Origin of the sequence: Pseudoalteromonas sp. SR43-3, assembly GCF_014163875.1 — a bacterium.
Taxonomy (GTDB): domain Bacteria; phylum Pseudomonadota; class Gammaproteobacteria; order Enterobacterales; family Alteromonadaceae; genus Pseudoalteromonas; species Pseudoalteromonas distincta.
In genome coordinates, this window is record NZ_JACJEC010000002.1 from 135,907 (window position 1) to 149,251 (window position 13,345).

8 protein-coding genes and 5 tRNA genes are annotated in these 13,345 nt (G+C 41.3%); all 13 read right to left on the reverse strand.

Annotated elements, in window-relative coordinates; translation table 11 throughout:
* Positions 1-64 precede the first annotated feature (64 nt).
* Positions 65-1,807: a potassium/proton antiporter gene (locus H5088_RS02960; protein WP_182752173.1), complete on the reverse strand. Its 1,743-nt coding sequence runs from the start codon at positions 1,805-1,807 to the stop codon at positions 65-67.
* A gap of 237 nt (positions 1,808-2,044) precedes the next feature.
* The gene (locus tag H5088_RS02965) at positions 2,045-3,421 is read right to left on the reverse strand and encodes a Na+/H+ antiporter NhaC family protein (RefSeq protein WP_154903628.1); all 1,377 of its coding nucleotides are present in this window, start codon (positions 3,419-3,421) and stop codon (positions 2,045-2,047) included.
* A gap of 191 nt (positions 3,422-3,612) precedes the next feature.
* Complete coding sequence (gene pbp4b, locus H5088_RS02970) at positions 3,613-5,271, reverse strand: penicillin binding protein PBP4B (protein ID WP_182752174.1); 1,659 nt, start codon at positions 5,269-5,271, stop codon at positions 3,613-3,615.
* Positions 5,272-5,280: 9 nt separating this feature from the next.
* Positions 5,281-6,456, reverse strand: coding sequence for an exo-beta-N-acetylmuramidase NamZ domain-containing protein (locus H5088_RS02975; RefSeq protein WP_182752175.1), 1,176 nt, complete (start codon positions 6,454-6,456; stop codon positions 5,281-5,283).
* Between the two features lie 916 nt (positions 6,457-7,372).
* Positions 7,373-7,449 (reverse strand) — tRNA-Arg (locus H5088_RS02980).
* A 115-nt stretch (positions 7,450-7,564) separates the two neighbouring features.
* A tRNA-Arg gene (locus H5088_RS02985) sits at positions 7,565-7,641 on the reverse strand.
* Positions 7,642-7,789: 148 nt separating this feature from the next.
* Positions 7,790-7,866, reverse strand: a tRNA-Arg gene (locus H5088_RS02990).
* A gap of 73 nt (positions 7,867-7,939) precedes the next feature.
* Positions 7,940-8,016 (reverse strand) — tRNA-Arg (locus H5088_RS02995).
* Positions 8,017-8,054: 38 nt separating this feature from the next.
* A tRNA-Ser gene (locus tag H5088_RS03000) sits at positions 8,055-8,147 on the reverse strand.
* A gap of 128 nt (positions 8,148-8,275) precedes the next feature.
* Complete coding sequence (locus H5088_RS03005) at positions 8,276-8,458, reverse strand: hypothetical protein (protein WP_010553261.1); 183 nt, start codon at positions 8,456-8,458, stop codon at positions 8,276-8,278.
* Positions 8,459-8,780: 322 nt separating this feature from the next.
* Positions 8,781-10,316, reverse strand: coding sequence for a lysine--tRNA ligase (lysS, locus tag H5088_RS03010; protein WP_002961420.1), 1,536 nt, complete (start codon positions 10,314-10,316; stop codon positions 8,781-8,783).
* Between the two features lie 26 nt (positions 10,317-10,342).
* A protein-coding gene (gene prfB / locus H5088_RS03015) for a peptide chain release factor 2 (RefSeq protein WP_100218355.1) occupies positions 10,343-11,441 on the reverse strand; the annotation gives its coding sequence in 2 pieces (ribosomal slippage) (positions 10,343-11,365 and positions 11,367-11,441; 1,098 coding nt in all).
* A 144-nt stretch (positions 11,442-11,585) separates the two neighbouring features.
* Positions 11,586-13,307 (reverse strand): single-stranded-DNA-specific exonuclease RecJ, encoded by a 1,722-nt coding sequence (recJ, locus tag H5088_RS03020; RefSeq protein ID WP_182752176.1) that lies wholly within the window; start codon positions 13,305-13,307, stop codon positions 11,586-11,588.
* Positions 13,308-13,345 lie beyond the last annotated feature (38 nt).

Here is a 13,345-nt window from a genome sequence, read left to right on the forward strand (position 1 = left end):
TCACCCAACCCAACCTACTTAGCTATAAAAGTGCTGTCACCACTTAATAAACCTCTGTTAATGATTACTTCTTCAAAAGTCGCTTTTCTGGATTATTTAAGTACTTTAAGCCAATGGTCACTATGCGTGTATGTACCATTGTTATAACGCGCATTTGCACATTACCAATAACAACAATATCGCCTTTACTGACTTCTCCTGAAAGCTTTTGGTTGATCACTTCTTCCAAGCTTATCTCTTCTGGGGCGTCTATGTGCATGTGGTAAGAGTAAAATATATCGCCTACCAACGTTACCCCTTTCACTTTAAGTTCGTTGTGCGCTAAGTGGCTATCTTGATGGTTTGTTTTATCGGTTGCTGTAAAAACTAAATCAACAAAAGGTCTGTTATCTGGTTTTAAAACAACAAATAAATGGTCATTTGCTTTTAACTTAGTTGAGCCTCGTGGCGGTATGATTGACGGACCCCGTGTAATCATAGCAACAACTACACTTTCAGGAAGTGCAGCATGTGACAAGCTGCGCCCAGAAACCCGAGAAACGTCACTTAAGGTGTATTCTACAATTTCTATATCAATATCGTTTAACGCTGTGATTTCGAGTGTTGCAGCAGCCAAATCAGGTGGCGGCTCTACTAAATTTAGTTTTTTAGCCATCCACGGCATTGTTGAGCCCTGTAACGTGGCTGAAATTAATACCACGAAAAAAACGACATTAAAAATAAGCTCAGCCCCTGAAAGGCCAAATAGTAATGGGAATATAGCTAAAATAATGGGTACTGAGCCCCTAAGGCCAACCCAAGATACAAACAGGGTTTCGCGATTATTAAAGCCAAACAGTTTTAAAATAGGCGCTACCGCTAATGGGCGAGCAACAAAAATGAGTGCCAGTGCAATAAGCAGTCCTTCTAACCATACATCAACCAATGACGACGGATTAATAAGGAGGCCTAAAACAACAAACATGGTTATTTGCCCAAGCCATGCTAAGCCGTCATGAAACAGAAAAATACCGCGTTTATATACAAATTTGCTGTTACCTAAAATAACACCCGTTATAAATACAGCTAAAAATCCACTGCCGCCGAGCGTTGCAGAAAGGCCAAAAGAAAGCAGCCCAAATGCGGTTACCATCACTAAATACAAACCCGATGCATTTAGTTTAATTCGATTAATAAACCAAACCGATACCTTACCAATTAAAAGACCACAAATAGCGCCAACACCCATCTGTTGAGCAAATAACTGTAGTAAATCCAGCCCTATTGGCATGTCGTTAACGAGCATTTCGAGCAATCCAACCGTTAGAAAAATAGCCATTGGATCGTTCGATGCACTTTCTATTTCAAGGGTCGATTTAAGCTTTTTGTTTAAGTGAATACCCGCACTTCGTAAAAGTGCAAACACGGCTGCGGCATCTGTAGAGCCAACAATGGCGCCCAGTAATACACCTTGTAATATGGGTAGGTCTAAAATATAAGTGGCCACAAGGCCTGTAATTACAGCGGTAAATAACACCCCGATGGTTGCTAAAGCAGACGCGGGTTTCCACACTTGTTTAATTGAACTGGTGGGCGTTTGTAAGCCACCATCAAATAGAATAATAGCAAGCGCTAGAGTACCCAGAGCATGTGCGGCCTCTGCGTTGTCGAATGAAATACCTGCAATACCATCTTCACCTGCGAGCATACCTACAAGTAAAAATAGCACCAGCACCGGTAAGCCAACGCGTGCAGATAACTTGCTCGAGATCACTCCAAGTAAAATTAAAATGGCACTAACGAGAATGATATTATCAATTACAAACATAGTGTGGGTTTACAGCCTTATATGAGTTAAAAAGTAAGAATTTATAGCTACCAAAAAGCTTAAAGCTCATGCTATACAATAACCTAAAAAATATAAATACGGGTACTTAAGTCAATATTTAAATTGTTTATTTAATAGCTAGAGCGTCGTTAAGCTTGGTATTACTAGCCTCGGTCTTAATTTAAAAACAAAAAAGCCTGCAATAAGCAGGCTTTTGACTATTTAAGCAATCGTATTTTATAAAACAATAATGCTTGTTATTAAGTACGCTATAAACGTAAGGCCGCCACCAAATAAGGCATATGGTAGCTGCGTTTTAACGTGGGTGAGTAAGTCACATCCAGATGCAATAGCCGATACAGCGCTGGTGTCGGATATAGGCGAGCAGTGATCGCCAAATATACCACCACCTAAAATAGCACCTACCACAAGCGATGGCGGTAAACCTAGCGCTTGAATAAGTGGCACGCCAATTGGGATTAATATGGCAAACGTGCCCCACGATGTACCCGTAGTAAACGACATAACTGCGCCGGTTAAAAACAGCACCGGTACTATTAAGTAAATAGGTAGGTAGTCGCCAACAAGCGATGCTACAAATACACCAGTACCCAACTCTTTTAAGCTTGCGCCAAGTGTAAGCGAAAGCAGTACAATGGCGACTAATGGCATTAATTCGCCCATACCTTTAAAACCGGTATCAACTAATTGATGATGCGTAAATTTACGTGAGCCAATCATTAAAAAGTAAGCGACAACAATGGCTAAAACCGTTGCATATAATACTGATTTAGAGCCGCTGCCCTCTGCCAACACACCATTACCGGTGTAATACATAAAGCCAACCATGCTGGTAATAAGCGTAATAAGCGGGATTAACATGTAACGCGCTTTAGAGCCTTTTACTTCTTCTTTTAAGTCAGTTGTTTGAAGCTCTAGTTTTTCTTCGGCTTCTTTCATTGGGCCATGCACTTTATCAAACGCGATGGTATAAAAAACAATGGCAAGGGTAATTATGGCGTAAAAGTTATACCCTACGCTGCCCCACAACACCGATACAGCCGACTCACCTAGCTCGTAGTTACCTAACAAACCAAGTACAAACGCACCCCAGCCATTAAGCAGTATTAAAATACACACTGGCGCACTGGTGCTATCAATAATGTACGCTAGACGCGCTCGGCTCATTTTAAATTTGTCGAATAAGCCACGCGATAAAATCCCTGAGGTAAGTACGCTCAAGTTAGATTCTATAAACACCGCAATGCCGGTAAACATGGTTAAAAAGCCCACTTGGCGCTTACTTTTTGCAATACCTTTGTTCATTAACATATTAACAGTTGCTGCAACGCCGCCAGATTCGCGAATGTAGGCAAGCAGTGCACCAATTAAAATACTAAATATTAATATGCGTGTATTACCTGGCGAGCTGGCAACCGAAATAATACGTTCTATGGTATTTAAAAAAGTGTCAAACAAGCTATTACCTTCGCCCTGAAAAGCAAGTAAAAACTCAGAAGAAGCAACAGCAACAAGTAGCGCCATAATCACTTCTTTTCGCCAAAACACGATAGCAATCGCAATTAGCGGCGGTAAAATAGAATACCAATGCATAAAAAGTTAACCTTAATTATTAGCGAGCCACTCTCGCTTTGTACGCGTTTTATCGCTTATTTGTTAAGCCTAGCAGCATAAACTGGCTTAGATTTGTAAACCGCTTAGCTTAATGGATTGCCTTACTCAAGTCACCTGTAAATAAATCACTTAGAGTAATGCTGTTAGTACGTTTTAACCTATACGATAGCTTATTGATTTAGTAGCGCTTCATAAATAAGCGACACTACCGATCCGTACTGCGCGGTTTCAAATTGTTTACCTGTAAATTCGTAACGTTTTAGCGAGCCTTTAATTGCACTATGGCGAGCATTGGTAAGTAAAACAATAGCTAAATCGTAAGCGGGGTCAACTACGGTCACTGTCCCCGTCCAACCTGTGTGCCCATAAGCCTGCGCGCTTGCATAAGGGCCAAAGTGCCAGCGCCTTGCTTGGTTGTTACCAGCAAGCCTAAAGCCAAGCCCGTAGGTTTCATCGCTTGATTGCGGCGTTAAAAATTGCGCTAAGGCGCTTGCACTAAATAATTGTTGGTCGCCGTAGCCACCATTATTTAGTAATAGCTGGCAAAGCACGGCTAAGTCGTGAGCATTACTAAATAATCCTGCATGCCCTGCTACGCCATCAAGAGAATAGTAAGCGCGCTCATCATGCACTTGGCCTTGTAAAACAGTGGTACGAACATTATCAAACTTAATGCGCCCATCTCGTGTGTTGCCGCTAAGCTCAGTGGCTGCAAATTGCTGCGGCTTAAAGCCTTTTTTAAGTGGATTAAATAACGTGTTAGTTAATTTTAATGGCGCGTACACTTGCTGCTCTAGGTATTCGTCAAGGGGCTGCCCAGTTATGCGCTCAATGAGTACGCCTAAAATCATGTAATCAATATCTGAGTAAACATGCTGCCCAGATGATTTACTACTAAAAGGCACGCTGGTAAGTAATAGCTGTTTGGTGGTTTTACTGTTTTGCGAATAAAACGCGTCGCCGTAGCTGCCATCTTTACGATGAAAGTCAAATACTGGCGGGTATCCAGCGCTGTGTGTGAGTAAGTCTTTTACTGTGCGCTTTGCTCGCCCTTCGCCTTTATATTCGCTTAGGTAGCTTTGCACGGGTTTATTAATATTTAACAGCCCTTCACTTACTAATTTCATAAGTGCAAAGTTTGTGGCAAATATTTTGGTGTTTGAGGCAAGATCAAACAAAGTATTAGTTTGCATGGGCTCTGGGCGTAGTAGCATTAAATCACTTTGCTGGTATTGCTTTGCATCGCCATAGGCGGTTAATTTTATTAGCTCGCCATTTTTAACAACGGCCAGCACAGCCCCAGGAAAACCTGCTTTAACATCGCGTTCAATTAATGTGTCTACTTCAGTAAAATCTATATGCTTTTTTGGTTCATCGCTTAAAGTAGGAAATGCAAAACGCAGCGTTAAACTTGCGCCAGCAGGGAGAATATTTTCAACTTTAAAGGTATTAACACCGTTGTGAGTATTTTTTGCCAAGCTGTAATTGTATAAGGTGTTGGCGCTTAGTTGGTTAACGTCGAGCTTTTGATTATTAATGTAAATATCGGCGCTTTGTGCGTTATGGTTTTGTATTAATAATTGCCCGCGCCCTTTGTAAGCTTTAAACGTTCCTCGGTTATTTACATAAAACCGGCTACTTGGATTTACCTCAGGAAACGTTACAACCACTTGTGCATTAGGCAGCTCTACAAGTTGGCTTTTTGTAAGTGGTAGCACCGAGCTAATAGGCTCCGGTGGTGTACTACAACCCACAATAATAAAGCTCAATGCCGCTATAAATGCTTGTTTGATATAACCACACCTTTGATATTTTACAGCAATAAACATGCTTAGCCCTTATTTATATAACAAGTAAGGCGCTCTTTGCGCTTTAAATTGCGCAAGCCCCGCCTGCCAGCTTTGTTTTATTTGCGCTTCTGATTGCCCTGCTTCAATAGCTAAGCGCAATTTATTAGTACCCGCTAGCTTATCCATAAAGTCAGCGCGCTCAAAAAGCGAGATGTTATTTTTAGTAAGCTTCGTGTACGCATTTATTAAGTAAGTTAAATTTAAACCTGTGATATTTGCTTGTCTTAAATCGAGCCCTTGCACGGTTTGGTTTTTAAATTTAGGGTTTAAAGCAGCGCCTTTAATTGCGCGCGGTGTAAAATTAAAATCACCTAATGCTACTGGCGAATAGCCAATTACTTGAAATGCAAAGTCGGTGCCTCTACCAATGCTAATAGGCGTTGCTTCAAAAAAGCAAAGTGATGGGTAAAGCGCAATGGCTTGATCGTTAGGTAAGTTAGGGCTGGGTTTTACAGGCAAGCTGTAAGTACTTTTGCGAGTGTAATGATCAACAGGGATCACCGTTAATTTTAAATCGGCCGCTTTATTGATCCAACCCTCGCCCTTGATCATTTTGGCAAGTTCGCCAACGGTCATGCCGTGTAAAACAGGAATTGGGTGCATGCCTACAAACGATTTAAATTCTGACTCTAATATTGGCCCATCAACGTAGGCAATATTTGGATTGGGCCTATCGAGTACTAAAAATTCTATCCCCTGCTCTGCAGCGGCTTCCATCATGTAGTGCATAGAGCTTATGTAGGTATAAAAACGCACTCCCACATCTTGAATGTCAAAAATAATGACATCAACATCGGCTAAAGCAGCTTGGCTTGGTTTTTTATTTTTACCGTAAATAGAAATAAGCGGAATACCAGTTTTACCATCAACAGCATTTTTCACATGGGCGCCCGCATCGTGATCGCCACGAAAGCCATGCTCAGGTGCAAAAATTTTAGTTATGTTTATGTTTTTAGTCAGTAGAGTATCTACTAAGTGAGTTTCCCCTACGCTTGATGTTTGATTAACGACTAGCCCTACACGTTTATTTTTTAACTGCGGTAAATATTTAGCATATTGCTGCGCACCTACTACAAGTGAGTTATTAGCTTCGTTGGCTTGCACACTTGCAATAAAAATGGCGCTAAAAATAAAAAACAACGTAATAAATAGGGTTTTAAACATACTGCAATATCCTTTTAAACAAGGCGTTTAAAATAACATAGGTAATAATAAAGAGCAGCTTTAGAAAGGGGTTAAGTGGGCTTAGATATAGTGATTAGATATAGCCATTAGAAGCTGGCGCTTCTCACGCGAGCAAGCTCAGCGTCTACAACGGATAAATAAACTCGGAGTCTAGATTTAAAGATTAGAGCTAGTTTTATTTGAAAATACCACCTCTCATTTTAAGCTTAAAGACCGTATTTAACCTTCTTAGAGCTAAACGCTTCTAGTTATTTAATTTCTTGGTCAATGAACCACTTAAAGATCTATTATACAAAGAGAAGCGAAAGAGAAGTAAATGAGAAGACATAAACTCGGGTTTATTAGTTTAGCTTAGCTTTATTACTACCTCTAAAAGCGCAGCGCCTCTTAACCTCTTTGTGAATAAATTACTTACTTCTGGCGTTGCCAACGAATAAAATCTTATAAATTATATTTTGAGGGGGAATAGAAGCAGTCGCTTCTCACGCGAGCAAGCTCAGCGTCTACCACAGATGAATAAGCTCGGAGTTTGGATTTAACGATTAGCACTGGTTTTACTTGTAGGCATACAGCTTGCTGACGCGACGAGCGAAGCTCGTAAATAAAGTATCAGTTATATCGGTGGTAAGTAATTAGAAGCTGGCGCTTCTCACGCGAGCAAGCTCTGCGGCTACAGGAGTGGTAGTTTACATTTCACTTTATTTTAGGCACAAAAAAACCGACTTAATGTCGGCTTGTTTATGAAAAGTGGTGGGCGCAGGACGTATCTTGTAAGAGTGAACCTCCGACTGCTTGGTTCTCAATTCACCTAAACCTACACTTCACTTCACTTCACTTCACTTCACTTTATTTTAGGCACAAAAAAACCGACTTAATGTCGGCTTGTTTATGAAAGTGGTGGGCGCAGGAGGATTCGAACCTCCGACCGCTCGGTTCGTAGCCGAGTACTCTATCCAGCTGAGCTATGCACCCACTTTCATAGATTGCTTATTTAAACTCTAAGCAGAGCGTATTAATTCAGGCATAAAAAAACCGATTTCCATCGGTTTATTTTTCTTACACTTAAAAGTGTATGAAAACATGAAAGTGGTGGGCGCAGGAGGATTCGAACCTCCGACCGCTCGGTTCGTAGCCGAGTACTCTATCCAGCTGAGCTATGCACCCGCTTTCATTTTTACTATTACTTGTTTTTACTCTAAGTGAGAGTCTATAAAGTGGTGGGCCCAGGACGTATCTTGTAAGAATGAACCTCCGACCGTTTGGCTTTAGCCAACACTTTACTTTTTTATACTCTAAGTATGAGTCTATAAAGTGGTGGGCGCAGGAGGATTCGAACCTCCGACCGCTCGGTTCGTAGCCGAGTACTCTATCCAGCTGAGCTATGCACCCACTTTATAGTTTACTTATTTTAACTCTAAGTAGAGCTTTTGCTTATTTAGACTCTAAGCGAGTTATTAAAGTATGGTGGGCGCAGGAGGATTCGAACCTCCGACCGCTCGGTTCGTAGCCGAGTACTCTATCCAGCTGAGCTATGCACCCATACTTTAAAATTTTACAAAACACGCCATTAAAAGAAATGGTGGAGAGGGAGGGATTCGAACCCTCGATAGAGCTACAAACTCTATACTCCCTTAGCAGGGGAGCTCCTTCGGCCACTCGGACACCTCTCCGTCTTGTGGGGCGTATAATAAAGATTTCAGAAAATATGTCAAACACTTTTCTACCAAAAACGACTATATGGTTACAGATTGCACATATGCTTGGTTTAAAAGTGTAATTAGTTTGAAATTTAAGCGGGTTACGTATTTTTATTTGAAGGATTAACACCTAGCACGGGAACTAAGTCATCAGTTAACTGAGCCAAATACTGTTCTTGGTAACCTAATTGTTGAAATTCAGCGATACAAGCACGGTAGTAAGCGTTTCGTTCTTGCTCTGACGTACACTCTTCTGATAAATCATCTACTCGTTTGTCTTTCATACTATTATTCTAAGTCCTTTAAGAATCTATATTTAACTGCTAAATACCAGCAGTGTAAATTTCGTGCGTATTCTAGCTAAAACCTTTGTATAAACACAACATATGTTTAAAAAACAATCATACTAAAAAGTTATAGCACTGTTAGTTTTAATATTAAAAACTTCCAATAACAATAAGTTAGTGAAGCTGAATTGCACATTAATCAGCACTAATAATTACCTTTAATTTTTAGTGTAGTACTTATTAATTAAAACACTAATTATAAGCAAAAAAAACGCCGCTATTAAGCGGCGTTTATTAACTTACTTTGTACTACTAAAGATTAGTCAGCTTGTGGACGCATATGCGGGAACAAAATAACGTCTTTAATTGTTGATGAATCAGTAAACAACATTACTAAACGGTCAATACCAATACCTTCACCAGCCGTTGGCGGTAAGCCGTACTCTAGTGCGCGTATGTAGTCTTCGTCGTAGTGCATTGCTTCATCATCGCCTGCGTCTTTCTCTTCAACTTGACGAGTGAAGCGCTCAGCTTGGTCCTGTGCATCGTTAAGCTCAGAGAAACCATTTGCAAGTTCACGGCCGCCAACAAAAAACTCAAAACGGTCGGTAACAAATGGGTTTTCGTCGTTACGGCGTGCAAGTGGTGATACTTCCCACGGGTAACCAGTAATAAACGTAGGTTGAATAAGCATGTGCTCTGCTGTTTCTTCAAATATTTCACAAAGAAACTTACCTGGACCCCAAACACAGTTCTCAGGAATTTTAACGTGCACTTGTTTAGCGTACGCTTTTAACTCTTCAAAATGGTTTTCTGGGTCGTTAAATACCGCAGCATCAAACTCAGGGTTATATTTTAAGATAGCATCCGCCATACTTAAACGTGTAAACGGTTGGCCAAAGTCGTATTCAACTGAATCGATAACTTCGCCGTTTTCGTCCTTAGTTGTATTAACTACAATTGCACTACCTAGTACGTTTTCTGCAACAGTACGTAGCATGTCTTCGGTAATGTTCATCAGGTCGATGTAATCAGCGTATGCTTGGTAAAATTCAATCATTGTAAATTCTGGGTTGTGGCGTGTAGATAACCCTTCGTTACGGAAGTTACGGTTAATTTCAAATACACGATCAAAACCACCTACCACTAAGCGCTTTAAGTAAAGCTCTGGCGCTATACGTAGGTACATGTCGATATCAAGCGCGTTATGGTGAGTTACAAACGGACGCGCAGATGCACCACCAGGTATAACCTGTAGCATAGGTGTTTCTACTTCCATAAAGTCACGGTCTGCTAAAAAGCGACGAATGCCTTCAACTACTTGTGAGCGAATGCGGAATGTTTCGCGCGTTGCTTCGTTAGTAATTAAGTCAACATAACGTTGGCGGTACTTTGTTTCTTGATCTGATAAGCCATGGAATTTTTCAGGTAATGGACGAAGTGACTTAGTTAGTAATTGATACTCAGTCATTTCTACGTATAAATCTCCTTTACCCGATTTATTTAACGCGCCTTTAACACCTATAATATCGCCAGTGTCTAGCTGACCATATTTTTCTTTAAGGTCTTTTTGAACATCTTTAGATGCATACGCTTGTACGCGACCTTTCATGTCTTGAATTACAAAAAACGGTCCACGCTTTGCTAAAATACGTCCAGCAATAGACACAACTTCTTGTAGTTCAACTAATTCTTCTTTGCTCTTATCACCAAACTGGGCTTGCAAATCAGCCGTGTAATGCTCACGACGGAATTGGTTTGGATGACCGTTGGCTGGGCAATTTTCGCGTATCGCGTCTAACTTGCCGCGACGCTCAGCGATTAACTTGTTTTCGTCTTGGATTTTATCAGTCATTTTTTAGCTCTTTATTAGCTTGGTGGTTATAGGCCAGATTTAAGGCTGGCTTCAATAAATTTATCTAAGTTACCGTCAAGTACCGATTGGGTATTGCGGTTTTCAACGCCTGTACGTAAATCTTTAATACGTGCGTCATCAAGTACGTATGAACGTATTTGGCTACCCCAACCTATATCAGATTTAGCGTCTTCTTGCGTTTGTTTTTCAGCATTTTGCTGCTGTAGCTCAAGCTCAAATAATTTAGCTTTTAATTGCTTCATCGCTTGGGCTTTATTTTTATGCTGTGAACGCTCGTTTTGACACTGCACTACGGTATTGGTTGGTACGTGAGTAATACGAACCGCCGATTCGGTGGTATTAACGTGCTGACCACCCGCGCCTGATGCACGGTAAACGTCTATACGTAGGTCTGACGGATTAATATCAATTTCAATATTATCGTCAATCTCTGGGTATACAAACGCAGAAGCAAATGAGGTATGACGACGACCACTTGAGTCAAACGGGCTTTTACGCACTAAACGGTGAACGCCTGTTTCTGTACGTAACCAACCGTAAGCGTATTCGCCAACAAAGCGAACTGTTGCGCCTTTAATACCGGCAACATCACCGTCGGTTGCTTCAACTAGCTCAACTTTAAAGCCTTTAGCCTCGCCCCAACGTAAATACATACGAAGTAGAATATTACACCAGTCTTGTGCTTCAGTGCCGCCAGAACCCGATTGTAAATCAAGGTACGCATCGTTTGAGTCATGAGGACCTGAAAACATACGACGAAACTCTAAACCTTCTAACTGCTCGTTTAGATCGCTAAGTTCGCTTTGTGCTTCATCAAAGGTATCTTGATCTTCGGCTTCTACAGCAAGTTCAAGTAGACCTTCAACGTCGTCAGTACCGGCTACAAGGTTGTCGATTGTTTCAACAACAGCCTCTAATGCTGATTTTTCACGGCCAAGCGCTTGTGCGCGTTCAGGCTCATTCCATACGGCTGAATCTTCAAGTTCGGCGTTAACTTCTTCTAGGCGTTCTTGTTTAAGAGCGTAGTCAAAGGTACCCCCGAAGCAATTCAGTACGTTCGCGAATTTCCTTGATTTGGTTAATCACAGGATTCACTTCAAACATGTACATCACTCCAAAATGGCTAGGTAATTGCGCCCCTTTACATGGGATTTTCGCAACAAATTATCGTCAAATGATAAAAACGCCCGATTTTAACAAAAAACCGCGCGCTTTATTAGCCTTTTATGCATGATTTGTGCATATTTTTTAGTGCACTTTTTCAAGCTCTCTAACTATTAATTGCAGCGTAAATTTACCTCTAAACTCATTTATATCGAGTTGATAGGCTACTTTTACAAACTTCGCTTCTGTGTCGGGCCATTCTTTTACATCAATACCAAAGGCAATGGCGTCAACTAATCGCCCTGATTGATGCTTTAGCACCAGCTTTAAATGCTTTTCGCCGACTATGCGCTGCTGTATTACTTCAAAGGTGTGCTCAAACACCGGCTCAGGAAATTGCTGCCCCCACGGGCCCGATTGCTTTAATAGCTGAGCAAACTCCATCGTAAAGCAGTCGTTTGGCAGCTCACCGTCGGTAAATACAATGCAGCGTTTACTTTCTTCACTCAGTTGCGCACTCACGGCAGCATCAAATGCTTTTTTAAAGTCATTAAAGTGTTGCTCATTAATACTTAAACCAGCGGCCATTGCATGGCCACCAAACTTATTAATTAAGTGTGGGTCGGCTGTATTTAGCCCTTCGAGTAAGTCGCGCATGTGCAACCCTTCTATAGAGCGGCACGAACCTTTTATTTCACCGTTTTCGCCACCAGCAAATATAACGGTTGGTCGGTGGTATTTTTCTTTTAAGCGACCAGCCAAAATGCCAATAACACCTTGATGCCAATCGTCTTGAAACAAGCAGATTGCATCAGGGACGTTATCGTCGCTAAATGCGAGTCTATCAAGCACGGCTTGCGCCTCGGCTTGCATGCCTTGTTCTATTTCGCGCCTTGCAAAGTTTAAGCTATCGAGCTCGCTGGCAATACTACGTGCTTGATTTATATCGGTGCTAAGTAAGCATGCTATACCCAAACTCATGTCGTCTAATCGCCCTGCTGCATTTAAACGCGGCGCAAGTGAAAAGCCAAAGTCGCTTGCGCTTAAGCGCGCAGCATTGCGGTTAGCCACTTCAATAAGCGCGGTGATGCCAGGGCGTGTTTTACCACTGCGAATACGTGCTAAACCTTGATGTACTAGGGTGCGGTTATTTGCATCAAGTGCGACCACGTCAGCAACCGTACCAAGCGCTACAATGTCGAGCAAGTTAGCTAAATTAGGCGGCGGTTGCTGCTCAAAATAACCAAGGTCTCGCATTACGCTTCTCAGTGCTATTAGTAAGTAAAAAGCAACGCCAACGCCTGCTATAGATTTAGACGGGAAGTTACATTCGTGCCTATTTGGATTTACTATTGCATCGGCATTTGGCAGCTGCTCACCTTGTAAGTGATGATCTGTTACCAGCACTTTAATACCAACCGCTTTTAAAATATCAATACCAGCAATACACGATATGCCGTTATCTACGGTGATCACTAAATCAGGCTTTATTTGTACTATTTGCTCTGCAAGTGCGGGGCTTAAACCATAACCTAAGCTAAACCGGTCAGGAATTAAGTAATCTAAATGCTTAAAGCCAAACATCTCAAGGCCTTGCATTAATGTTGCAGTGCTTGTTGCGCCATCAGCATCAAAATCGCCGACTATTAATATTTGGCTTTGCGTCTTTAATGCTTCAATTAATAAATCGCTGGCTTTGTCGATATCTTTAAACAACTTAAAGTCGTGAAGCGTAGCTACGCTGTTATTTAGCTCATCGGCATTAAATACATTGCGGTTAGCATAAATTTGTTTAATTACAGGGTGTAAATTACTCGGTAGATGCGAGTCGTCAACGTTTTCACGCGCAATGATTAGTTTTTTCATGCAGAGTTTTAACTTATTGGGTCGTATTAAAAAGACAA